Source organism: Paenibacillus sp. S150 (assembly GCF_019352175.1).
Classification (GTDB): Bacteria; Bacillota; Bacilli; order Paenibacillales; family Paenibacillaceae; genus Paenibacillus_AQ.
Genome location: NZ_JACBYI010000044.1, coordinates 39,813 through 62,495, shown reverse-complemented (window position 1 = coordinate 62,495; position 22,683 = coordinate 39,813). Strand labels below are relative to the sequence as shown.

Sequence of the window (22,683 nt, the reverse complement as noted above, 5' to 3'; positions counted from 1 at the left end):
ATATCACGTTCGGCCGATTAAAGCAAGCACTTTTTTCAGTTACACATCGGGCTAGGCGTTAACCTTTCATGGCCGGAACATGAATATATCATGCACCGTAATTCATTGCAAGCATTATTTTTGAATAATCACAACCCCAAGGGAAACCGCATCCTCGCAGCTGCCCTCAGGATCATGGTAAGAGCATTAGTAATTACTCAGTGCGGCTGCGCATGTGCGGGAACAGCAGTACATCGCGAATGGATGCTGCGTTGGTTAGCAGCATAATCAGACGGTCCACACCGATTCCCAATCCGCCAGTAGGCGGCATGCCGTATTCCAGAGCGCGGATGAAATCATCATCCATTTCATGCGCTTCATCATTGCCTTTTTCTTTTTCCTGAATCTGCGCTTCAAACCGCTGGCGCTGATCAATTGGATCATTCAGCTCGCTGAAGGCATTGGCATGCTCACGGGCCACGATAAACAGCTCGAAGCGGTCTGTAAAACGGGGGTCAAGATCATTCTTTTTGGCGAGTGGAGAGATTTCAACCGGATGTCCGGTAACAAAGGTCGGCTGAATCAAAGTTTCTTCTACAAATTGCTCAAAGAACGCATTCAGGATATGTCCAAAGGTCATGTGTTTCTCAACCGCAACATGATGTTCCTTCGCCAGACGCTGGGCCTCTTCATCCGTCATATGAACACCAAAGTCGACACCTGTCACTTCTTTGACAGCATCCACCATGGTCACACGGCGCCACTGCGGCGTCAGGTCCACTTCCTGGCCTTGATAGTTAATCTTTTGTGTACCCAGCACTTCTTGAGCGATATGAGCGATCATGCTCTCGGTTAAGTGCATAATGTCTTTGTAGTCGGCATATGCTTCGTACAGCTCAATCATTGTAAATTCCGGGTTGTGACGCGTCGAAATGCCTTCGTTGCGGTACACGCGGCCGATTTCGTATACCTTTTCCAAACCGCCAACGATCAGACGCTTCAGGTGCAGCTCAATGGCAATGCGCATATACAGCTGCATATCGAGTGTATTGTGATGAGTGATGAACGGACGGGCGGCGGCTCCACCGGCAATGGCATGCAGCGTTGGAGTTTCCACCTCCAGATATCCGAGCGAATCCAGATAACGGCGCATCGACTGAATGATCCGTGAACGGGTAATGAAGGTCTGCTGAACTTCAGGGTTGATAATCAGGTCCACATAACGCTGGCGGTAGCGCAGCTCTACATCCTTCAGACCGTGATATTTCTCGGGAAGCGGAAGCAGGGATTTGGAAAGAACCTCAAGGTTATGCACCTTAATAGAGGTCTCACCGGTTCTGGTTTTGAACACTGTGCCGCGGACGCCAATAATATCCCCCAGATCGAGAACGGTAAATGCCGCATACTGCGCTTCAGAAATGCTGTCCTGGCGAACATAGATTTGGATTTTGCCGCTAAGGTCCTGAATATGGGCAAAACTGGCCTTTCCCATTACACGCTTAGCCATAATACGGCCGGCAATGCTGACCTCCAGGTTCAGCTCGTCCAGTTCCTCTTTCGTTTGTCCATCGTACTTGGACATAATATCTCCGGCACCTGCCGTACGCTCATACTTTTTGCCAAACGGATCAATTCCCAGTGCGCGAAGCTCGTCCAATTTGCCGCGGCGGATTGTCAAAAGCTCACTAAGCTCTTTCTCCGTGTTCTCGACAGTATTCATTTCCTCAGTCATGTCTTTCATCCTCTCTTACTCACTCTGTCATATACACAAGAAGAAACGGCTCCGCCCCCATGCAAGAGGACAGTCCGTTCCCGTACAAATATAAGCTGTATGTGTTTTGAAAAAAGCTTCCCTAAGGAAGCTTTCTAGACTTATTCCTTATTGGTACCTATTACTTCATTCTAATATCAAGAATTTTATATTGAATGACGCCTGCAGGAACAGTAACATCTACAACAGTACCAATTTTCTTGCCGATAATCGCCCGGCCTACCGGACTTTCGTTCGAGATCTTATTGTTTAGCGGGTCGGATTCAGCGGTGCCGACAATTGTATATTCCATGACGTCGCCGTATTCCAAGTCCTCGACGCTTACGGTGACCCCAATGCTTACCACATCGGTAACGATCTCGTCGCTGTTTATGATGCGGGCATTACGGAGCATTTTTTCCAAAGTGATAATGCGTCCTTCAATGAAAGCCTGCTCGTTCTTCGCATCTTCATACTCCGAGTTCTCGCTGATATCCCCGTAGCCGATTGCCACTTTAATCCGTTCAGCTACCTCGCGGCGTTTCACGGATTTGAGGGTCTCCAGTTCTTCTTCCAGACGCTTAAGTCCGTCCGGTGTAAGGATGACTTCTTTATCGCTCATCTCAACCGATTCTCCTGTCGTATACATTTATTGAAAACACCATACTATATGCGAATCTGGAGGGATCAGAACCCTCCTTCTGCATTGCCACTGCTGTAACGGCGATTTTATACTGTGAAATTATATTGGAACCGCTACAAAATGTCAATGATGCCCCATATAATGTTCGAGTGTTTATCAAAAAGACAGAAAATTCAGGTTTTAAACCGCTGAAAGCGGGGAATTCAGACCCTCCTGTTCTTCTTCTTCCTTAAGCTGTATGACAAAATCGTTCAAGATCCGCACCATTTCATCACGCCTGGTTTCTTCCATAATGATGTCCTTCACGCGGGCTGCCGCTTTCATCCCCTTCAAATACCAGGCCAAATGCTTGCGCATTTCGCGAACAGCCACCGCTTCGCCCTTCAGGCTAATCAGGCGGTCCATATGAAGAATGGCCACTTTGATTTTCTCTGCAGCAGCCGGTTCAGGCATCAGCTCGCCGGTGTTCAGGTATTGGACTGTACGGTACAGCATCCATGGATTGCCCAAAGCGCCGCGTCCGATCATTACACCGTCACAGCCGGTCTGATCCAGCATAGCCCGAGCATCCTCGGGTGTATTCACATCCCCGTTGCCGATAACCGGGATCGAAACCGCTTCTTTGGCCATACGGATGTATTTCCAATCGGCATGACCGGTATAAAGCTGCTCACGGGTCCGGCCGTGCACGCTCACTGCCTGGCCTCCGGCACGCTCGACGGCACGCGCATTGTCTTCGACAAAAATATGCTCGCTGTCCCAGCCAATCCGCATTTTTACGGTTACCGGCTTATCCACGGCGTCAACGACTGCGGACACCATCTCGTAGATTTTGTCGGGATTCAGCAGCCAGCGCGCACCCGCGTCGCATTTGGTCACCTTGGGTACCGGACAGCCCATATTAATGTCGATAATATCAGCATTTGTCTCTTTATCAACGACCTTGGCCGCTTCAACCAGGGACTTTCGGTCGCCGCCAAAAATCTGCAAACTCAGCGGTTTCTCCCGTTCATCTACAAACAGCATTTCCCTCGTACGCGGATTGCCGTGCAGTATCGCCTTGTCGCTGACCATTTCGGCGCAGACCAGCCCGGTTCCAAATTCCTTTGCGATCAGACGAAACGCAGGATTGCACACGCCGGCCATAGGTGCCAGCACAACCTGGTTTTTCATCTCAATGCCGCCAATCTTCAGCATATTTCTTCACTTCCTTGATTTGATCTGTCGGATCTATGATAACGTCCTCTCAGATAGAGGGATTGGCCAATTCGTCGGCAGAAACTCCAAGAACGTCCGCAATTTTATTTAAAATTTGATCTTCCAAACGTCTGTTTCCCCTCTCCACTGCGCCCAGCACAGCTAAGGATATTCCGACAGAATCCGCCAGCTCCTGCTGAGTGTACCCCTTCAGCTTTCGGAATGCTCTGACCCGCCGTCCCATACGTTTGTTGTCCACAAGCAAATTCCTTCCCTTCCGTCTATATCTTGTAGCGCTTCTGTAATAATCTGCCGGAGTCCGGAAGACTCTTCACTCTGCGGAACAACCTCACTCAGTGGGATAAGCACAAATGCCCGCTCCAGCATCCGCGGATGCGGCAGTGTTAAATCCGGCGTATTGAGGCGCTGATTCTCCACCCATAACAAATCCAAATCCAACGTTCTCGGTCCATAGCGGACATCCCGGATACGGCCCAGTCGGCTTTCAATATCGAGCATCTCATGAAGCAGCTCTTCCGGTGCAAGTGTTGTACGGAGGGCTGCCGCCATATTCAGAAAGGGCGGCTGGTCCAAATAACCGACAGGCTCGGTTTCGTATACACTTGAGCAGCGGACCACTTCAATCCCCGCATGCCGGTTCAGCCTGTTCAGGGCTTCTTTCAGCGTTTCCTCACGGTCGCCCAAATTTGCCCCTAAAGCAATATAAGCCTCTGATGCCTCAGAGGTAGAAGGTATGGTCATTAACAAGGTCTCACTTTCTGGTTCTGTGCAGTTCTACGGTCACTCCCTGAAAATGAATGTCGAACGGCGGATGCGGCTTGGTCACCTTCACCGTTACTGCATTGATAACAGTATAAGTGTCAAGTACCGAGGATGCAATATGTTCACCCAAAGCTTCGATGAGTTTAAATGACTTTGTTTCGACAATTTCTTTGACGAGGAAGTGCACTTCGGCATAATTCACGGTCAGCGCAAGATCATCACTTTGGCCGGCACCCTGCAGATCAAGCTCAAGCTCCAGGTCAATATAAAAACGCTGGCCCAGCTTGCGCTCCTCCTCAAATACTCCGTGATATCCATAGTATTCCATGCGGTGCAGTGTCATTTTATCCATAAGGGGCTACCTGCCTTCTTCTCCATTATTCTGTCTTCAATCGGATTTTAATCACGCACGGGCGGCGATGAGGCATAGAGCATGGCATCGCACATCCGCACAGTGCGTTTTATACTGGCTACATCATGCACCCGCACAATCTGGCAGCCCTGGGCAATTCCGAACGCCACGGTAGCGGCAGTGCCCTCAACCACATCATCCGGCGGGAGACCGAGCACGGTGCGTATGAATTTTTTGCGCGAGGTGGCCAGCAGCAGCGGGTAGCCAAGCTCCGCCAGCCGATCCAAATTGATCATTGCCTGAAGATTCTCCGTGTAATCCTTGGCGAATCCGATGCCGGGGTCAAGAATTATATTCTCGGGCTTCACGCCTGCGGCCAGCGCCAGCTTCACACTTTCAGTAAGGTCGGCAGACATGTCAGCGGTCAAATCCTGATAATGGCGTTCATGACGGTTATGCATCAAAATAATCGGACAATCTGCCCCCGCAGCTACAGCCGCCATATTGGGGTCTGCTTTGGCGCCCCAGACATCATTGATAATGTGAGCGCCTGCCCGGGTAGCCTGACGGGCTACTTCCGCCTTATACGTGTCGATGGACAAAGGCAGGTGTGGAGCGGCCCGGTGAATGCTCTCAATGACCGGCAGCACACGGGACAATTCTTCTTCCAGACTTACCGGCAGATGGCCGGGACGTGTCGATTCACCGCCAATATCAATAATATCGGCACCTTCTGCCGCCATTTGCAGGGCATGCTCTACAGCCCGCTCCGGTTCTTCCCACAGCCCGCCATCGGAAAAAGAATCCGGGGTCACATTCAGAATACCCATAATCAGCGTTCGTTCACCTAGTATCAGTTCAGCCGCACCCAGACGGTAGCTCCGTCTATATATAAAGGGTCTCATTCTGCCAATCCCGTCCTTTCTCTATATAATTCCAGCAATAGCGCCGTAAGTCTCCCGCAGCGTCCGCCGCTTACAATCAGTCGCTCATTCGCACGCCATAGCATTGTAACCGGAACGATCTCCTGCACCGAATTGGTAAAAAAAATCTCATCCGCCTCTGCAAGCTGCCCCCACTGATACAAGCCTTCTTCCGTTTGCAGTCCAGAGGCATGTGCCAGCTCAAGCACCATTTCCCGGGTAATTCCCGGTAGGATGCCCGCGGCTATTGCAGGTGTGTGGAGTACATTGTTTTTGATGAAAAAAATATTGCTGACAATGCCTTCGGCAATTTCGCCCTGCGCTGTCAGCATCAATCCTTCCGCCCCATCTGCGGCTGAAGGGTAGCCTGCTAATTCACGTTTCGCAAGTATATTATTCATGTAATGCAGCGACTTCAACCGTACCGGGCCCTCCGGTGTATTGCGCGGCAGGTTCAGCAGCTGCAGCCCTTTGCCTTCCCGGTAGAGGGTGTCAGACAGATGCGGAAGCTCCTTCATGTAGAGCAACTGATTAGGCTGGCTGTACTCTCCCGCCGGCAAGCCCAGAATATCTTCTCCGGCGGTTACGGTATAGCGGATATAGGCGTCCTTTAATTCATTTTTGTCCATTACATGCCTAATCCAGTCACGCAGCCGGGCCGCATCTCCTTCAAAAGGGATTCCAAGCTGCCTGCAGCCCTCCGCCAATCTGCCCAGGTGCCGCTGCAGCAGGAAGGGTTCGCCCTTATAGGTTCGAAAAGTCTCAAAGAGACCCATGCCGTACAAAAAGCCGTGATCCAGAGCGGAAATCACGGCGTCTTTGGCATCAACTGCTCTGTTGTTGAATCCAATATAATTCATACCGGTTCCCCGGCTCTCCGTTTCAGGAAATTGCGCAGCATGGTATGCCCATGATCCGTAATTATCGATTCAGGATGGAATTGCACGCCTTCTATCGGGTAGTCCCGGTGGCGCAAGGCCATAATCTCGCCTTCCGCCGTTTCCGCCGTAATCTCCAGGCAGTCAGGCAGAGTGTCCCGTTCCACGATCAGGGAGTGATAGCGGGTAGCGGTAAATGGAGATTCCAAGCCTTCAAATACCGAGGTGCCGTTGTGGTGAATCGGCGAGGTTTTGCCATGCATCAGACGTTCTGCGCGAATGACGTTGCCGCCGAAAGCCTGTCCAATGGCCTGATGGCCCAGACAGACGCCAAACATCGGAATGACACCCTTGAAATGCTGCAGCAGCTCAAGGCTGATGCCCGCTTCATTCGGCGTGCAGGGTCCCGGTGAAATCAGAATATGGTCCGGTGCGAGCGCCTCAATCTCCTGAATGGTAATCTCATCGTTGCGGGATACCTTAACCTCTTCCCCAAGCTCCCCCAGATACTGCACCAGGTTGTACGTAAAGGAATCATAATTATCGATAACCAAGATCATACTATTGCTCCTCCTTCGGCGCCGCCGGTGGCTCTCGTTTCCTGCTGGTGTTGGCTGCAGAGAACTGCCTTCACCACGGCCTTGGCTTTATTATGGCATTCCCGGTATTCACGGTACGGGTCAGAATCAATTACGATGCCCGCCCCCGTCTGAATGTAGCCTGCTCCGTCCTTCACCGCCAGTGTCCGTATAATAATATTTAATTCCATATTGCCGTTATAGTCAATCCAGCCCATCGATCCAGTATATGGACCTCGCCGTACCGGCTCCAGCTCCTCGATGATCTCCATCGTGCGCACCTTGGGCGCGCCGGTGATCGTGCCGCCGGGGAATAAGGCGGCTATGACATCGTAAGCACCCTTTCCGGGTGCGGCCATGCCTTCCACCTGCGAGACGAGATGCATTACATGCGAGTATCGCTCCACGGTCAGCAGCTCCGGCACGCGGACCGATCCATACGCAGCGACACGGCCGATGTCGCTCCTCTCCAGATCGACAAGCATAATATGCTCGGCGATCTCCTTCTGACTCCCGCGCAGCTCCGCCTCCATGGCGGCGTCCTCCGCGGGAGTCAGGCCCCGGCGCCGGGTACCGGCAATGGGGCGGGCGCTGACCTTGTCCCCGTGCAGCCTGACGAGCAGCTCGGGCGAAGCGCTGGCGAGGGTGAAGCCGGGCGAGCGCAGCAGCCCCATGTACGGGGACGGGTTGAGCTTGCGCAGCCATTCATAAACATCCTCAGGCGAGGATTTCAGCTGCGCCTCCTGGCGCAGCGAGAGGTTCACCTGGAATACATCCCCTTGACGGATATATTCCTGGACCTCCCGCACCGCCTGCTGAAATTGCTCAGGCGAGAAGGCCGATGTCATACCCGGCCATTCGCCCGAGGCACCCGCATGGGTCTCGATTACTGCAGCCTCGGCAGCTTTTCCAGCAATGTCAGCAGAAATCCCGGGAGCGGCAGAGATAAGCCGCCACTGCTCCAGCATCCCCTCAGCGCGCCGAACAGCCTCTTGATACAGCTCTTTCAGTCCAGCGGAGCCAAATCGTTTCTCAGCCGGAACAGGAACATGTACAGTGCAGTAAAGCATCTCCTTCTGATGATCATAGATCCACAGCTCTTCCAGCCTCATGAAGAGGTAATCGGGAAACCCGGGATCATCCTTAGCCAAGACAGGCAGCTTCTCCAGAGAGCGGGCTACATCATAGCTGAGAAACCCGATGCAGCCACCTATAAAAGGAGGAAGCGCGAAGGATTCCACACGCGGCGAAGTGAAATTCTTCATCCAGCCCTCCAATACCTCCAAAGGCCGGCCCTCCAGCACGGAGTGGAATCCGGGCTCAGCTGTACTGGCAGCATCTGAGGATAAACTGCATACCTCAGCCGCTCCCTCTTTTCCTTGCAGTACAGAAGCCGGCTTCAAGCCCAGGTACGTGTAACGGCCGCCTTTACCGCTCTCCAGCACTACTGAGTAGGGGGAGGCCAGCTCCCAGGCCTTCATCCAGGAGGCGGGCAAACCTCCCTTATCCTGACGTGATTGTATAATAAGGGGAAGAAGGCTCCACTCTTCCTGCGCCCATTGCTCCCAATCCTGCCACGCTGTAATGATTTCCAAAGCCAGCCTCCTAAAAGTTTTGTATAGCTTTGCTGCTTGAACTTGCTTCGTACAAAACTCGCTTCGGAAGCATCTGCTTTTAGTTTTGTATAGCCTGTGCTTGCAAAGCATCCAGTCATCTATTCGCTTTATTGCCTGTCAGTATACTGTACTTTGGCCTGCTTTGAAAAGCCTGAATGATTGGGATTCAAAAAAAAGAGCCTTCCCAATCGCTATGGAAGCGAATAGGAAGGCTCTTTGGATATGCTGTATCAGCAATTACACTTCGAAATTGTAGAGTGGAGTACTCAGATAACGTTCGCCGTTACTTGGGATAATTACAACAATCTTTTTGCCGGCTCCCAGCTCTTTGGCCACTTTGAGCGCAGCGAATACGGCAGCACCGGAAGAAATACCGGACAGGACGCCTTCTTCCTTCGCTACACGGCGTGCGGTTTCAAATGCTTCGTCGTTCTCTACATGGATGATTTCATCGTACACATCCTGATTCAGGATATCAGGGATGAAGTTAGCGCCGATTCCTTGAATCTTGTGGGGACCCGGCTTGCCGCCGGCCAGAATCGGCGATGCCGCAGGTTCTACCGCATAGATCTTCACATCAGGATATTTGCTCTTCAGAACCTCGCCGGCACCTGTGATTGTTCCGCCAGTACCTACTCCGGCAATAAAAGCGTCCAGCGGTCCACCGATGGACTCGATGGCTTCAACAATTTCCGGACCAGTGGTTTCGCGGTGAATTTTCACGTTCGCCTTATTCTTGAATTGCTCGGCCAGGAAATAGTCAGGGTTCTCACTCAGAATTTGTTCAGCCTTCTTAACCGCACCATTCATACCTTCCGATCCAGGAGTAAGCACCAGTTCTGCACCGTAAGCACGCAGCAGATTGCGCCGCTCAAGGCTCATCGTTTCCGGCATAACAATAACAGCCTTGTACCCTTTGGCTGCAGCGACAAGTGCCAGGCCAATACCTGTGTTGCCGCTGGTTGCTTCTACAATTGTACCGCCTGGCTTCAACAGCCCTTCCTTCTCAGCCTCTTCCACGATGCTGATGGCGATACGGTCCTTTACGCTGGAGCCCGGGTTTTGATATTCCAGCTTCAGATAGATCTCCGCGGAACCTTCAGGAACCACCCGGTTGAGACGAACGAGCGGTGTGCCCCCAATCAAATCTGTTACACTGTTGACAACTTTAGCCATGAGCAAAAACCTCCTTGGAATGATAAATGAATAAGTGCGTAACTTGTGACAATAGTCTTCAGCGTGTAATTCCGGGTGTAATAGTAAAAACGGCTTATCCTCCCAAGGAGACGATAGGTCAGCACCAGGATATTCAACACCGCAGCGCCAAGTTACAGCGCTGTATGGCGGAAGAACAGAGCGTCCGCCGCCTGTTATTTCCGACTAAATCAGTAGGTTTTACATTTAATTTCATATTATCAATCTTGCAGGCTGTTGTCAATATATATTGCTGTATCATATTTTGCTCGCAAATCGCTTTCCACCTGCTGCAGCGGAGGAGCCTGCTCCAGCGCAAGCTCTTCCCGGACCTGCTGCCTGATTTCTGCTTGATTCTGTTCCCTGGGCAGAATGGCCTTCTCCAGCCGGATAACCGCATATGCATCCCCATCGTACAGCGGACCAGCGATGTCCCCCGCCTCCAGGCCGGCTGCCGTCAGCAGGAGCTCTTCCGGCCAGAAGGGATCATCCTCTTCCACCAGCCCGATACTGCCTCCATGCAGGCGGCTCTCCTCGTCAATAGACAGCTCCTTGGCCAGCACTGCGAACTCTTCACCCTGTTCCAGCCGGGTCATTACCTTCTCTGCTTCGTCGTAAGTCGCTACCTTAATCATGGAGAGCTGCATTTCTTTCTTGGGCGTGAAGCGCCCGGCATTCTGCGCCAAATAATCATCGATTTCGCTCTCGCTAATGGTAATGCCCGCTGTAGCCACTGCCTGCAGCATGAGCCGGTAAGCCGCCTCCTCGCGTACTTCCTTACGGGAAAGCCCCAGCTCTGACTCCATCTGTTCATAATACTGCTGTTCCGAGCTATAACCGGCCATACTGCGCTGCAGTTCCTTTTCAATCTCATTTTCTGTTACCGTAATGCCCAAAGCTTTGGCCTCTTTGCCGACCACAATATGATTAAGCATTCCCAACAGAACTTCATCGCCATGCTTTTTTTTGAGCTCATCCATCCATTGCCGGTCGGTTACCGGCTGATCTCCCGCCCTGGCAATATCCGAGGACTCCCCCTCTGCAGCTTCTCCCTTGAGTATGGCCATAGCCCGGAGACTCCAGAACAACAGCCCCCCGAGCATTAATGTTGCGATCGCCAGTAAAATAACGGCATTGCGCAGCACGCGCTCCTGTCTTGTCATCATCCCATAGCCCTACGATTTCGCTTGATCCAGGATAACCTGCAATTCATCCTTATTAAATACATAAGCCTCGTTGCAAAAATGACATACCACTTCAGCCTGGTCATCTTCTTCAATCAGCCGCTCCAGCTCATGCTGGCCCAGACTGACCAAAGTTTGCTCTACGCGTTCACGGGAGCATTGACAGACAAAATTAATATCGAGTTCGTCCAAAATAATCACATCAGGAAGCAGCCAGCGGAGCATTTCTTCGGGTTCAAGGCCCTGGTCCAGCACGGCGGTAACCGACGGCATTGCACCTACTGCCCGTTCAATCTCCGTAATTTCATCATCGGTAAGACCCGGAAGAAGCTGCACAATGAACCCGCCGGCAACCTTTACAGAGTTATCCGTTTCGACCAATACTCCAAGCCCTACTGCAGCCGGAGTTTGCTCTGATACAGCAAAGTAATATGTGAAATCCTCCCCAAGCTCTCCCGAAACAATCGGCACACTGCCCCGGTAAGGCTCCTTCATGCCCAGGTCCTTACTGATATCTATGGACCCTTCTCTTCCCACTGCTCCCGCGACATCCAGCTTGCCAAGGCTATTGCTGGGCAGATGCACATGCGGATTCTGCACATAACCGCGCACTTCTCCAAGCGCATTGGATTCTGCTGTAATCTGTCCGAGCGGCCCGTTGCCCTTGACCATAATTGCCAGCTTCTCCTTGCCCTTGAGCATGGCGCCCATCATAGCAGCGCAGGTGACTGTACGCCCCAGTGCTGCCGTTGCTGTTGGATATGTATCATGCCTCCGCCGCAATTCGTCAACAAGCACTGTGGTACGGATTGCAAAAGCTCTTACTTTGCCGTTCATCGCTGTTCCCCGAACCAGCCGATCCTTCTTATTATCCATTGGGTGCATGCTCCTCCTGTCGCTTGCCCTTAGGCTTCTATAATCTTTATTTGTTGCGATCGTAAATAATACGCAAGCCTTCCAGCGTCAGCATCGGATTGACCTCATCAATACATTCCGTTTCACCGGCAATGAGTGCCGCGAGCCCTCCGGTAGCAATTACCTTAAGGAACGGTGCATTCATCTCCAGCTTAATACGCCTTACAATTCCCTCGACCTGCCCCGCATAGCCAAAAATGATCCCGGCCTGCATGGCGTGAACGGTATTGCGTCCGATGACCTTCTTCGGCTTCTCCAGCTCTATCCGCGGCAGCTTGGAAGCACGCTGATACAAGGCTTCTGTAGAAATGCCGAGTCCCGGTACAATCGCACCACCAAGGTAATTGGCACCGGCATCAATGCAATCAAACGTAGTCGCCGTTCCAAAATCAACGACGACCAGCGGACATTTATATTGTTCAATTGCAGCAACCGCATTCACAATCCGGTCAGCGCCGATCTCGCGTGGATTCTCATACCGCAGATTAAGCCCGGTCTTAATGCCGGGGCCGACAAGCAGCGGCTCCTTGCCGATATATTTCACGCACATCTCTACAATCACCTGCACAAGCGGCGGAACGACCGAGGAGATAATAACTCCTTCCACATCCTTCACCGATACATTCGACATGTGGAACAAATTATGAATCAGCACGCCGTACTCATCAGCAGTAGACTGCCGGTTGGTGCTAAGCCGGAAATGATGCATAAGCTCCCGCCCCCGGTAAACCCCCAGGACGATATTGGTATTGCCGATATCCACAGCAAGCATCATGAGAAGGGCCCCTCTTTCTTCGCATTCAGGTCCAGACTGATATCCAGACTGGAGAAGGAATAGGTGAGCCGGCCCACAGAAATCACATCTACGCCGGATTCAGCAATCCGGCGCACAGTTTCCAGAGATACGTTGCCGGAGGCTTCGGTTTTGACATGAGGCGCTTTGGCCTTGATTCGTCTAACCGCTTCAGCCATCAGGTCAGGCGACATATTGTCCAGCATAATGATATCGGCCCCTGCCGCAAGCGCTTCCTCCACCTGCTCCAGGCTCTCAGTCTCCACTTCAATTGTCATCGTATGCGGAATGTTTGCCCGTGCCCGTCCGACGGCCTGACGAATCCCTCCGGCTCCCTTAATATGGTTATCCTTAATCATTACGGCATCATACAGGCCGAACCGGTGATTGGCCCCGCCGCCGATACGGACGGCATATTTCTCCAGCATCCGGTGGCCCGGAGTTGTCTTGCGCGTATCGACCAGCCGGGAAGGCAATCCCTCGAGCTGCTGCACAAAAGAATTCGTGCGGGTAGCCACGCCCGATAAACGCTGCATCAAATTAAGCGCCAGACGTTCTCCGGTGAGAATTGCATGGGTGCTGCCCTCCACCTCAGCAATAACAGTTCCTTCTGTAATAGCCTGACCCTCTTGTACGAGGGCTGTAAACATAAGAGAGGGATCTACTACCTCGAATACCAGCTCGGCCACTGGAAGGCCGCAGACAATACCAGCCTCTTTGGCATGGATAATCCCCTTGGATTCATGCCCGGCAGGAATCGTAGTGCGGGTGGTGATATCGCCGGAGCCGACATCCTCATGCAGCCAGCCTTTAATCATTTGCACCAGTTCTTCATTGTAACCGTTAAACATCATCGCTTAATTCCTCCACTATTCCCAGTTCGCGGATCTGCAGCAGATGCTTCTGCCACTGGGCATCATTGCGCTGCGGGTAATCCTCACGGTAATGCGCACCGCGGCTCTCATGGCGGGCCAAGGCCGATTCGGTAATCAACAGACAGCAAGTCAGCATATTGGCGAACTCGTATTCCTCGCGTTTGGTCAGAGCCGAATGGAAAATAGGCAGCTGACGCTTCAATTCATCCAATCCCTTGGACAGCATTTCTTCATTCCGCCGCAGTCCGGCGTAACGCACCATTACCTTTTGCAGCTTGAGGCGCCGCTCCACAATGGCCTGTGTCGGCGATTCTGCCCGCCCTTCCCGGCAGCCTGCCGCAATGACGCCGTGCTCACGCGGCGGCAGCTGACGGACTCGTTCAATAATGCGCCGCCCGAAGACAATAGCCTCAGACAGGGAGTTACTGGCCAACCGATTGGCTCCCTGTACCCCGGTAGAGGATACTTCGCCACAGGCAAACAGCCGGGCGATATTGCTTTCCCCATTGAGATCGGTTTTGATGCCCCCCATCATATAATGCGCAGCCGGAGCCACTGGAATCCAATCACTTGTAATATCCAGTCCATAGCCCATGCAGGTCTCATAAATGGTCGGGAAACGATGTCTGACCATATCAGCCGACTCATGTGTAATATCGAGGTATACAAAGGTCGATTTGGTCAGCTCCATTTCACTGACGATGGCACGGGCTACGATATCACGCGGGGCAAGCTCCAGCAGCTCATGATAGCGTTCCATGAACCGCTCGCCGTTGATATTGCGCAGCACAGCGCCTTCACCGCGCACAGCTTCAGAAATTAGAAACCGGGGTGCTCCCGGATAGCTGAGCGCTGTCGGGTGAAACTGGATAAATTCCATATCCCGAATATGCGCACCGGCCCGGTAAGCAATAGCTACGCCATCACCGGTTGCCACCTCGGGGTTGGTGGTGTAGCGGTATAACTGCCCGGCTCCCCCGGAGCACAATATGGTCGCATCCGCCTGGACGAACAAACGGCCGCCGCCGGGGCGCTGTACCAGCGCACCTGCACATTCTCCGCCATCGGTGATAAGATCAATCACAAAATGATCATCCCAAACCTCAATATTCTTATGCTCCGCCACCTGCTCCGCCAAAGCGCGTACAATTTCATAACCTGTCGCATCCCCATGGGCATGCAATATCCGCCTGTGGCTGTGGGCAGCTTCCTGCGTCAGGGCAAGAACCCCATTTTCCTTATCGAAAAGCGTCCCCAGGCGGATTAACTCACGAACCCCTTCCGGTCCCTCATTTACAAGCACATCAACCGCAGCCGAAGAGTTGAGACCCGCTCCGGCCATCAGTGTGTCCTGGCGATGGTACGCCGGCGAATCATCGTCGGCAAATACAGCAGCGATGCCGCCCTGCGCATAGCGGGTATTGCTCTCCATCAGTGTTTTTTTGGTTATCATAATCACTTTCCGGTCTTCACTGGCTTTGATCGCTGTGAACAAACCGGCAATGCCTGAACCGATAACAATACAATCTGTTTGTATTGTTGGAAGCTCGCTAAGGTCGAAATCAACCAAATATTGTGGAATCATGACTGTTTCTCACCTGTTTCAACGAAAGAGTAGCGCATGCTACCGGACTTGTAGCATGCGCTCTAGGGATGTTCTGGCTTTGTCGGCGACAGCAGGAGGCACATAAATCTGCGGCTTCATCGTCTCCAGGCATTTGACCAGTTTTTTGAGATTATTTACTTTCATATTAGGACAAACGAGAAATTTGGTGGCAAAATAGAATTCTTTATCCGGACTGTCCTTGCGGAGCTGGTAGCCGGTTCCATCTTCTGTTCCGACTATGAACTGCTTGCGGCCGGATTTCTTGCAATAATCAATAATGGATGTAGTGCTGCCTACATAATCGCCCATGGCAACTACCTCAGGACGGCATTCCGGATGTACAACAAATTCAGCTTCCGGATATTTGGCTCTCATTTCAATTACGTCTTTGACAGTGAGCATATCATGAGTATTGCAATAGCCCTCCCAAATAATCAGCTTTTTGCCGGTCTGGTCCTGAACGTATTGGCCCAGGTTTTTGTCAGGCACCCAGATAATCTCTTCCGCATCGAGTGACTCAATAACCTTCACCGCATTGGCTGATGTACAGCAAATATCCGTTTCCGCCTTAATTTCCGCCGATGAATTGATATAAGTGACCACTTTGGCGTTCGGATGCTGCGCCTTCAGCTTGCGCAAGCCATCCACGTTCACCATGTCAGCCATCGGGCAGCCGGCACGCTCATCCGGAATAAGGACGGTTTTATTCGGAGCCAGAATTTTGGCGCTTTCCCCCATGAAATGGACCCCGCAGAATACGATCACATCGGCATCGGTTTCTGCAGCCTTTTGAGCGAGTAAAAAAGAGTCTCCCCTGAAATCTGCCACTTCCTGAATTTCATCACGCTGATAATAATGAGCTAAAATGATTGCGTTCCGTTCTTTCTTAAGCTGTTCGAGGCGCACACGAAGTTCACGATTCTGTTCCTGCTTGCGCTCAAGCGCCAGAGCTTCCACGGTCTGTTCTCCCCCTTATGTCTTCACGGCTCTAAGCCGGCTACATTCTTATGAAATTCCCCGGAGTTTGCGGGTATGCAGCAGCCACTCGGCGCTGCAATTGCTTAACAATATATTATTTAATATTTAATCACTAATGTACACAACGTTCCCCCCACTGTCAATGTAACCCGGCTGGCAGCAAACTGTCTGGAGAAGCCTGGAAAGATAAGAAGAAACGGCTTCGCCGTCCTCTGAAAGAGGCGGCACCCGTTTCTCCAAAAATAAAAGGATAATAGATAGCGTGAAACATATAAATTCTTATATTTAAAAAAAATCCGGAGAACCCTAAGGTACTCCGGAGCAAATTTAATCATTTAATTCACGGATAATCTAGACCAGGCCTCCGCCGCCATCTTTATCGCCGTTATTCGAGCCATTTCCATCCCCAGAATCCGGGTTGTTCGGAATATCCTTGGACAAATCACCGATTGTGGATGAGGTATCGTCGTTCTTGCCTTGAATACGAACACGCACATCACCGATGGAATCAATGATAGGCTCGCCTTCTTCGTTAGTAACACCTGGAGCTTCCTCCGGTTTGCCGTCTTCGGTCAGGTATCCCTGCTCGATCAGCTCTTTGATCTGATCGAGCTCCAGCGTTTCCTTCTCCAGCAATGTTCCGGCAATCAGGTGCATCTCTTTGGAGTATTTAGTCAGCAGCTCTTTGCAGCGTTCGTAGCTGCTGCGGATAAAGTTCTGCATTTCCTGATCGATTTCGTAAGCGATGGAGTCGCTGTAATTCTGTTCATGCCCGATATCCCGGCCCAGGAATACCTGGCCTTGAGAAGTACCGAACTGCATTGGTCCCAGCTTATCGCTCATACCGTATTCCATAATCATGCTGCGAACAATCCGCGTAGCCTGCTGGAAGTCACTGTATGCGCCAGTACCGATCTCGCCGATGAACAACTCTTCAGCGACACGTCCGCCGAGCAGTCCGGTTACTTTATCAAGCAATTCCTGCTTGGTTACGAGCATCCGGTCTTCTTTTGGAAGCATAATCACGTATCCGCCTGCGCGGCCACGTGGAATAATGGTAACCTTATGAACCATATCCGCATGTTCCAGAAAATAACCGACAATGGTGTGGCCCGCTTCGTGGTAAGCCACGATGCGCTTCTCACGCTCGCTGATGACACGGCTGCGCTTCTCTGTACCTACAATCACGCGGTCAATGGCTTCATCCACTTCACGCATGGAAATGTCCTTGCGGTTGCGGCGTGCAGCGAGTAAGGCCGCCTCATTCAGCAGGTTCTCCAGATCGGCTCCGGTAAAACCGGTGGTGCGCTTCGCGATAACGTCAAGTCTGACGTCCTTCGTCAGCGGCTTATTGCGGGAATGAACCTTCAATACAGCTTCACGGCCTTTGACATCCGGACGGTCCACCGTAATTTGACGGTCAAAGCGTCCCGGACGAAGCAATGCCGGGTCAAGTATGTCTGCTCGGTTGGTAGCCGCGACGATAATAATGCCTTCGTTGCCGCCAAAGCCGTCCATTTCGACGAGCAATTGGTTGAGGGTCTGCTCGCGTTCGTCATGTCCGCCGCCAAGTCCGGCGCCACGCTGACGTCCGACAGCATCGATCTCATCGATAAAGATAATACATGGGGCATTCTTCTTCGCATTCTCGAACAAATCACGCACACGTGAAGCGCCGACACCGACGAACATTTCCACAAAGTCGGAACCGGAAATGCTGAAGAATGGAACACCTGCTTCCCCGGCTACCGCACGGGCCAGCAGGGTTTTACCTGTACCTGGAGGGCCTACGAGCAGCACGCCTTTAGGAATGCGGGCACCCACTGCGGCGAACTTGCGCGGATCCTTCAGGAATTCTACGACTTCGACAAGCTCCTGCTTCTCTTCGTCGGCCCCTGCAACATCCTCGAAGCTGATCTTCTTCTTCTCTTCATTATATAAGCGGGCCTTGCTCTTACCGAAGTTCATAACCTTGCCGCCGCCGCCCTGCGCCTGATTGAACAGGAAGAAAAACAGGATGAACATGATGACCAGCGGAATTATGGAAGAGAGGAACGTCAGCCAAATGCTGTCACCCTCCATTTTCTTTTGTGTCAACTCTATGCCGTTATTCTCACTGGCAGCTATGAGTTCGTTGATGGCATCATCTGTAGGAGGTACAAAAGTGGAGAAATTTTTCGATTTAGCGTCATCAGGCTGCTGCTTGTATTCGCCGGTCACAGCAAAAGCATTGCCTTCGAACTGAATCGTCATGCTCTTCACATTGTTATTCTTGATCTCCTGTCTTAACTCATCGTATCTAGGGAAATCGGCGGATTCATTTCCATTGCTTACAAACTGGACAATGCCCACCACGACTAAAAATAAAATCAAATAAAAACCAGAATTCCGGATGAACCGATTCATCCCCTACCTCCTCTCACAACGCTCAAGTTATTGTACCATAGCCTGCCCGGAATCCTCAAATTGTCAGAGGCCGGGAATCGGATCCGTAGATCTAAGGCTGTCGAGTAGCTCATTTGGAATAAATTTCAGGCTTCAGTACACCGACGTAAGGGAGATTCCGATACTGCTCGGCATAATCGAGTCCATAACCTACTACGAATTCGTCCGGGATCACAAATCCCGTAAAAGCGGCTTCCAGATTGACCGTACGTCCTGCGGGTTTGTCGAACAGGGTGACCACAGTAACTGACGCCGCGTTGCGGCCCTGAAGCAGCTCAATCAAATAGCTGAGCGTAAGACCGCTGTCAATGATGTCCTCCACAATCAGAACATGACGTCCTTCAACTGAAGCATCCAAATCCTTGATAATTTTGACTACGCCTGAAGACTTCGTGGATGCTCCATAGCTGGAAACAGCCATGAAATCCATTTCAACAGGTACTGTAATCACTTTAACCAAATCCGCCATAAAAATAAACGCGCCTTTTAGCACACAGATGACCAGTGGCGTGCGTCCTGCATATTCCGTACTCAGCTGGGCGCCGAGTTCCCTGATTCTTTGTTGAATTTCCTCTTCGCTGATCAAGATTTCCTGAATATCGTTCTGCAACTTGCGAACCTCCTAAGTTATACTATGAAAGACTTACTTCGACCATTACGCTTCTTCGCTCTTCTCCATATTCTCCAGAGTCAAAAGAAGCACAGAGGCCGTGTGCCGCCCTACTGCGGCATGCATCGAGCGCCTTACGCCCGGAATCCAGACGATATTGCCCAGACCATCACAAACGAGGGGAATCGCAGAGCGTTCGGAAGAAGGTATTTTATCGTCAATGTAAATATCTTTTACCTTTTTGCTTCCGTTTAATCCCATAACCCTTATGGTATCTCCAGGCAATCGGGAACGAATGGTGAGTGGCAAAACCAGCTCGCTGCGGTCAAACCACGCCAGCATTTTCCCAGAGTCCTCCCCCAGTACAGAAAAATTTTCTCTCTCCAGCACCGACATCGTCAATACTTTTCCTATCTCCTTAAGCTCAATGCAGGGATGAGGCAAAGACAGCCGATATGTATAACTTAATTGCTGCTTCGGAGGCTTGGACAAGAACACAATAGTATCGTATTGCCGCGTGCAGACCAGACCGCCACCCAAATTCAAACTCCATACCGTAGGGTGCTCCTGCAGCGTTCCCCGGCGTACTGCTTCAATCTTGGGGAAATCCAAGCTCGATGAATCCGCCGACAGATAATTTAATATTAGTTTAATCAAACGCCGTTGTAAAGCGGAGGGTACGGCTGCAAACGAAGCTCTCTGCATGGTGCATTTTCCAGTATCGACCAAAACCACTTCGTCAAAGCATTTTTCCGCAGCCGCTTCCATGAACTCATCTTCCGCCTGAACAATTTCGGACAATTGCAGAAGCGATTGCTTCACTTTGGGATTATATGCTTCAAGCGCCGGAATCAGCTCCAGCCGGACTGCATTGCGTCTGTACTCTGTCGTTAAATTGCTGGCATCCTCAGCGTATGATAAACCCTCCTGCCGGCACAGTCCGACAAGAGCTGTTTTGTTAATACGCAGGAAGGGCCGGATCAGTTCCACCTTATTTTGAGTGCGTTTCCACCGCATTCCCGCGAGGCCTGACGGACCGCTTCCCCGCAGCATCCGCATAAGTACCGTTTCGGCCTGATCATCGGCATGGTGCGCCAGCGCGACGGAGCGGGCTGCATAGCGGTGCGCCGTATCAATGAGAAACTGATAGCGTTTTTGCCGTGCTGCGCCCTCCGGCCCTAGGCCGCTCTCCTTAACGAGGGAAGGAATATCAAATTCCGCCAGCTCAAAGGGAATTCCCAAATTTCCGGCCAGCACACGGACAGCTTCAGCCTCTTCCGCCGACTCCGCTCTGAAGCCATGATTCACATGGGCGCATATTAAGGTCAGCGGCATCCGGTTCAGGGCAATTTCATGCAGAATATGCAAAAGAGCCACAGAGTCCGGCCCCCCGGAAACTGCGACTACAATGGTGTCATGGGGCGACCACAGTCCATGCTCGGCTGCAGACTCCATTACGGATTCCACCAGTTCCTTCATTTGCTCCATACGGCTTCCTTTCTTACTCCGTCATTGGCAAGAGCCGGACTGATCGGTCCAGTCCTTCCGATATTTATATGTATAATTTCAAAATCGGAACACGTAATAAATAGTAAATATCAATAAAAATATGGACAGGGCAAATGCGCCTTTCAGCCAGCCGGGTGTAGCCATTGCCTGTTTACCTGATTTTCTTGAATTGTAGATATGAATCTTCCAGGCTTCCGTTGCGGCCGCAGTTCCGGGAAATCCGCCCTTAAGCGCCAGGCACAGCCAGGAGGACAGCTTCTTATCGGGCAGATTTCTGGCCAGTCTCAGCAGTTCGTCGGCACTTCTTGTCTGCGGCAGCTGTGAGGCGGCGGCCTTCAAGCCTTCTTCATTCAGCAAACGCAGACACAGCACGGCAAAGGCGAACAGATCGTAATTCTCGTCTCCCGTACGGCTGCCCGCATTCCAATATCCGCGGTCATGCCATTCGGTAAATTGCTTCACACTGCGGCCCAGCGGGCTGGCGCCGCCATAATCGATCAGCTCCGCCTCACCGTAATTGGACACCATTACATTCTCAGGCTTCAGATCACCAAACACAAAGCCGCATTCGTGCAGGTTCCGGAGCTTCTCCAGCAGCTTCAGTCCAACCAGCCCAAGCCAAGAGGCGCCGTTTTTGGCCAAAAAATGATGCAGCGGCCGGCCCTCTACATAGCGCATAACATAAAATGGCACGCTGTTGCCGTCCTTAAAGTCATCCGATTCCAGCAAGTAGGAGGACAAGGGTGATGCACGGCGGGCACGATGCTCGCTGCGCTTCCGGCAGGATTGCAGGCTGGTCAGGACATTGATCTCCGATTGCAGCTCAAGGGTATCGTTGCCGATCTTGAGCGCATAGCGCTCCCGTCTGCCTTCACGCTGCACGAGATATACAGTTCCGTTCGCTCCTCTTCCCAGCATCCGCTGAACGACATAACGGTTACCCCGCCATTTGCCGCTGATTACTGTGCCGGCAGGATAGGGCGGATTAGACGACATACCCACCAATCATCCCTTCTTTTTCATCGTGGCCGTCCCCGCGTTCACGGTGTTCATCCAGTGTATCATATCGGTAATGCTCAAGCACCTTGAAAATGGCCGGTCCCGTAGGTGTGGCACCACGCATTTTCAGCTTGGAGAACAGCGAGCGGACCTCTGACACGTTATGTGTCCAATCCATATCCAGCATGGCCTCTTCGCTGCTGGAGCGTCCGGGGAAATGGAAAACGGCGATTTCGCTTTTGCCTTCCCGCGCCTCCAGGCTAAGGGCCAGATCGCGGATGGCATCCTCAACAGCACCCAGCTTCGGCTTCATGCTTGCGCTGGCGTCGATGAGCAGCGCGATGCGCAGCGGCGAGGTTTCGGTAAGCTCATCTACAACCGTTACCACCTGGGAGCGCTGCAAAGGCGGAAGCTCCTCCAATGAACCTTCACCGAGTATTTTTTTTACCTCTTTATTAACCGCCTGCTGAATTGTCTGAACCACCGTTTTGCGGGTCATCATCTGAATCGTCTGTGCCAGCTGCGGTGTTCCGACGATTCGGCTCAGCCCTCCACCGGCTTTGGCAATATCCTCAATCTCCCGGCTGCCAAGCTCTCCGATCGTGCCGTAGTCCACTACACCAACCACATTGACGGTGATGCCTTCCTGGCGGGCATGCGCCGCCGCCATCACCGGACTCTCCCCCACGTTCGAACAACCGTCAGTAATAAGCAGGATTTGCTTCATGACCGATCACTCCCTCCTTGTATATGTTTCTAGCATATCCAAGGTAGAGAGATTTCAAACGCCGCTTTGCGGAATTCAGATTAAAAACAGCTGTGAATAAGGGGAGCTACGAGAAATGTTTGGACTTCCGATCGCTGTTATCCCCGGAT

The 22,683-nt window shown here is 51.9% G+C and carries 22 protein-coding genes; all 22 read right to left on the bottom strand.

Annotated features, from left to right (window positions below; genetic code table 11):
* Positions 1-193: 193 nt before the first annotated feature.
* Positions 194-1,711 carry a lysine--tRNA ligase gene (lysS, locus tag HYD27_RS26810; protein ID WP_219220373.1) on the bottom strand — a complete coding sequence of 506 codons (1,518 nt, stop codon included), beginning with the start codon at positions 1,709-1,711 and terminating at the stop codon, positions 194-196.
* Positions 1,712-1,871: 160 nt separating this feature from the next.
* Positions 1,872-2,351, bottom strand: a complete 480-nt coding sequence (gene greA / locus HYD27_RS26805) for a transcription elongation factor GreA (RefSeq protein ID WP_219220372.1) — start codon at positions 2,349-2,351, stop codon at positions 1,872-1,874.
* Between the two features lie 201 nt (positions 2,352-2,552).
* Positions 2,553-3,569, bottom strand: coding sequence for a tRNA dihydrouridine synthase DusB (gene dusB / locus HYD27_RS26800; RefSeq protein ID WP_219220370.1), 1,017 nt, complete (start codon positions 3,567-3,569; stop codon positions 2,553-2,555).
* A 49-nt stretch (positions 3,570-3,618) separates the two neighbouring features.
* A complete protein-coding gene (locus HYD27_RS26795) occupies positions 3,619-3,813 on the bottom strand; it encodes a helix-turn-helix domain-containing protein (RefSeq protein ID WP_220101780.1) in 195 nt (64 codons plus the stop codon).
* The gene (folK, locus tag HYD27_RS26790) at positions 3,780-4,331 is read right to left on the bottom strand and encodes a 2-amino-4-hydroxy-6-hydroxymethyldihydropteridine diphosphokinase (RefSeq protein ID WP_219220366.1); all 552 of its coding nucleotides are present in this window, start codon (positions 4,329-4,331) and stop codon (positions 3,780-3,782) included. Before folK ends, HYD27_RS26795 begins: the two co-directional genes overlap by 34 nt.
* 10 nt (positions 4,332-4,341) lie before the next feature.
* Positions 4,342-4,704 carry a dihydroneopterin aldolase gene (gene folB, locus HYD27_RS26785; RefSeq protein ID WP_219220364.1) on the bottom strand — a complete coding sequence of 121 codons (363 nt, stop codon included), beginning with the start codon at positions 4,702-4,704 and terminating at the stop codon, positions 4,342-4,344.
* A 47-nt stretch (positions 4,705-4,751) separates the two neighbouring features.
* Entirely contained in the window at positions 4,752-5,609 is an 858-nt protein-coding gene (gene folP, locus HYD27_RS26780; RefSeq protein WP_219220362.1) for a dihydropteroate synthase, read from the bottom strand.
* On the bottom strand, positions 5,606-6,487 hold the full coding sequence (locus HYD27_RS26775) for an aminotransferase class IV (protein ID WP_219220358.1): 882 nt from the start codon (positions 6,485-6,487) through the stop codon (positions 5,606-5,608). The genes folP and HYD27_RS26775 overlap by 4 nt, the downstream gene beginning before the upstream one ends.
* The gene (pabA, locus tag HYD27_RS26770) at positions 6,484-7,065 is read right to left on the bottom strand and encodes an aminodeoxychorismate/anthranilate synthase component II (protein ID WP_219220356.1); all 582 of its coding nucleotides are present in this window, start codon (positions 7,063-7,065) and stop codon (positions 6,484-6,486) included. Before pabA ends, HYD27_RS26775 begins: the two co-directional genes overlap by 4 nt.
* Complete coding sequence (locus tag HYD27_RS26765; protein ID WP_228745354.1) at positions 7,062-8,678, bottom strand: anthranilate synthase component I family protein; 1,617 nt, start codon at positions 8,676-8,678, stop codon at positions 7,062-7,064. Before HYD27_RS26765 ends, pabA begins: the two co-directional genes overlap by 4 nt.
* A 258-nt stretch (positions 8,679-8,936) precedes the next feature.
* On the bottom strand, positions 8,937-9,875 hold the full coding sequence (gene cysK, locus HYD27_RS26760; RefSeq protein WP_219220352.1) for a cysteine synthase A: 939 nt from the start codon (positions 9,873-9,875) through the stop codon (positions 8,937-8,939).
* 239 nt (positions 9,876-10,114) lie between these two features.
* Complete coding sequence (locus tag HYD27_RS26755; protein WP_219220350.1) at positions 10,115-11,059, bottom strand: peptidylprolyl isomerase; 945 nt, start codon at positions 11,057-11,059, stop codon at positions 10,115-10,117.
* Positions 11,060-11,068: 9 nt separating this feature from the next.
* Complete coding sequence (gene hslO / locus HYD27_RS26750) at positions 11,069-11,953, bottom strand: Hsp33 family molecular chaperone HslO (protein WP_219220348.1); 885 nt, start codon at positions 11,951-11,953, stop codon at positions 11,069-11,071.
* A gap of 46 nt (positions 11,954-11,999) precedes the next feature.
* A complete protein-coding gene (locus HYD27_RS26745) occupies positions 12,000-12,767 on the bottom strand; it encodes a type III pantothenate kinase (RefSeq protein WP_219220346.1) in 768 nt (255 codons plus the stop codon).
* Positions 12,764-13,639, bottom strand: coding sequence for a carboxylating nicotinate-nucleotide diphosphorylase (gene nadC / locus HYD27_RS26740; protein ID WP_219220344.1), 876 nt, complete (start codon positions 13,637-13,639; stop codon positions 12,764-12,766). The genes HYD27_RS26745 and nadC overlap by 4 nt, the downstream gene beginning before the upstream one ends.
* Positions 13,629-15,245, bottom strand: coding sequence for an L-aspartate oxidase (gene nadB, locus HYD27_RS26735; protein WP_219220343.1), 1,617 nt, complete (start codon positions 15,243-15,245; stop codon positions 13,629-13,631). Before nadB ends, nadC begins: the two co-directional genes overlap by 11 nt.
* Before the next feature lie 39 nt (positions 15,246-15,284).
* A complete protein-coding gene (nadA, locus tag HYD27_RS26730) occupies positions 15,285-16,223 on the bottom strand; it encodes a quinolinate synthase NadA (RefSeq protein WP_219220341.1) in 939 nt (312 codons plus the stop codon).
* A 372-nt stretch (positions 16,224-16,595) separates the two neighbouring features.
* Positions 16,596-18,650, bottom strand: coding sequence for an ATP-dependent zinc metalloprotease FtsH (gene ftsH / locus HYD27_RS26725; protein WP_219220339.1), 2,055 nt, complete (start codon positions 18,648-18,650; stop codon positions 16,596-16,598).
* Positions 18,651-18,759: 109 nt separating this feature from the next.
* On the bottom strand, positions 18,760-19,299 hold the full coding sequence (gene hpt / locus HYD27_RS26720; protein WP_219220337.1) for a hypoxanthine phosphoribosyltransferase: 540 nt from the start codon (positions 19,297-19,299) through the stop codon (positions 18,760-18,762).
* 45 nt (positions 19,300-19,344) lie between these two features.
* Positions 19,345-20,787 (bottom strand): tRNA lysidine(34) synthetase TilS, encoded by a 1,443-nt coding sequence (gene tilS / locus HYD27_RS26715; protein ID WP_219220335.1) that lies wholly within the window; start codon positions 20,785-20,787, stop codon positions 19,345-19,347.
* 78 nt (positions 20,788-20,865) lie between these two features.
* On the bottom strand, positions 20,866-21,804 hold the full coding sequence (locus tag HYD27_RS26710) for a serine/threonine protein kinase (RefSeq protein ID WP_220101778.1): 939 nt from the start codon (positions 21,802-21,804) through the stop codon (positions 20,866-20,868).
* Positions 21,794-22,534, bottom strand: coding sequence for a vWA domain-containing protein (locus HYD27_RS26705; RefSeq protein ID WP_219220330.1), 741 nt, complete (start codon positions 22,532-22,534; stop codon positions 21,794-21,796). The genes HYD27_RS26710 and HYD27_RS26705 overlap by 11 nt, the downstream gene beginning before the upstream one ends.
* Between the last annotated feature and the right edge of the window lie 149 nt (positions 22,535-22,683).

Excerpts from the sequence above, each read along its gene's own strand:
- lysS (WP_219220373.1), bottom strand. The coding sequence starts at position 1,711 with ATGACTGAGGAAATGAATACTGTCGAGAACACGGAGAAAGAGCTTAGT.
- HYD27_RS26705 (WP_219220330.1), bottom strand. The coding sequence starts at position 22,534 with ATGAAGCAAATCCTGCTTATTACTGACGGTTGTTCGAACGTGGGGGAG.
- HYD27_RS26775 (WP_219220358.1), bottom strand. The coding sequence starts at position 6,487 with ATGAATTATATTGGATTCAACAACAGAGCAGTTGATGCCAAAGACGCC.
- folB (WP_219220364.1), bottom strand. The coding sequence starts at position 4,704 with ATGGATAAAATGACACTGCACCGCATGGAATACTATGGATATCACGGA.
- greA (WP_219220372.1), bottom strand. The coding sequence starts at position 2,351 with ATGAGCGATAAAGAAGTCATCCTTACACCGGACGGACTTAAGCGTCTG.
- HYD27_RS26710 (WP_220101778.1), bottom strand. The coding sequence starts at position 21,804 with ATGTCGTCTAATCCGCCCTATCCTGCCGGCACAGTAATCAGCGGCAAA.
- HYD27_RS26745 (WP_219220346.1), bottom strand. The coding sequence starts at position 12,767 with ATGATGCTTGCTGTGGATATCGGCAATACCAATATCGTCCTGGGGGTT.
- ftsH (WP_219220339.1), bottom strand. The coding sequence starts at position 18,650 with ATGAATCGGTTCATCCGGAATTCTGGTTTTTATTTGATTTTATTTTTA.
- pabA (WP_219220356.1), bottom strand. The coding sequence starts at position 7,065 with ATGATCTTGGTTATCGATAATTATGATTCCTTTACGTACAACCTGGTG.
- cysK (WP_219220352.1), bottom strand. The coding sequence starts at position 9,875 with ATGGCTAAAGTTGTCAACAGTGTAACAGATTTGATTGGGGGCACACCG.
- dusB (WP_219220370.1), bottom strand. The coding sequence starts at position 3,569 with ATGCTGAAGATTGGCGGCATTGAGATGAAAAACCAGGTTGTGCTGGCA.
- folP (WP_219220362.1), bottom strand. The coding sequence starts at position 5,609 with ATGAGACCCTTTATATATAGACGGAGCTACCGTCTGGGTGCGGCTGAA.
- HYD27_RS26755 (WP_219220350.1), bottom strand. The coding sequence starts at position 11,059 with ATGATGACAAGACAGGAGCGCGTGCTGCGCAATGCCGTTATTTTACTG.
- nadB (WP_219220343.1), bottom strand. The coding sequence starts at position 15,245 with ATGATTCCACAATATTTGGTTGATTTCGACCTTAGCGAGCTTCCAACA.
- folK (WP_219220366.1), bottom strand. The coding sequence starts at position 4,331 with ATGACCATACCTTCTACCTCTGAGGCATCAGAGGCTTATATTGCTTTA.
- hslO (WP_219220348.1), bottom strand. The coding sequence starts at position 11,953 with ATGGATAATAAGAAGGATCGGCTGGTTCGGGGAACAGCGATGAACGGC.
- HYD27_RS26795 (WP_220101780.1), bottom strand. The coding sequence starts at position 3,813 with ATGGGACGGCGGGTCAGAGCATTCCGAAAGCTGAAGGGGTACACTCAG.
- nadC (WP_219220344.1), bottom strand. The coding sequence starts at position 13,639 with ATGATGTTTAACGGTTACAATGAAGAACTGGTGCAAATGATTAAAGGC.
- tilS (WP_219220335.1), bottom strand. The coding sequence starts at position 20,787 with ATGGAGCAAATGAAGGAACTGGTGGAATCCGTAATGGAGTCTGCAGCC.